Here is a 390-nt window from a genome sequence, read left to right on the forward strand (position 1 = left end):
ATTCTTTCCGGAATTTTTCCCACTCTTATTTTTACCGGACCCGTGACTGCCGCTTGACCCGCTGCTTCCCGAGCTGCCACTTGATCCATGGCTGCCTTTACTTTTCCCGGAATTTTTATTGTTCTTATTCTTTCCGGAATTTTTCCCACCTTTACTTTTACCGGACCCGTGGCTGCCGCTTGACCCGCTGCTTCCCGAGCTGCCACTTGATCCATGGCTGCCTTTACTTTTCCCGGAATTTTTATTGTTCTTATTCTTTCCGGAATTTTTCCCCCCTTTACTTTTCCCGGACCCGTGGCTGCCGCTTGAACCGCTGCTCCCCGAGCTGCCGGAGCTGCCTGAGCTTCCACTGGACCCATGGCTGCCTTTACTTTTCCCGGAATTTTTATT

1 protein-coding gene is annotated in these 390 nt (G+C 50.8%); it reads right to left on the bottom strand.

The window, feature by feature from the left end; genetic code table 11:
• Positions 1-390, bottom strand: a 390-nt coding sequence (locus BIV60_RS29530) for a hypothetical protein (RefSeq protein WP_218145930.1), incomplete at both ends; no start/stop codon positions are given.

The organism is Bacillus sp. MUM 116, assembly GCF_001866655.1.
Lineage (GTDB): Bacteria > Bacillota > Bacilli > Bacillales > Cytobacillaceae > Neobacillus.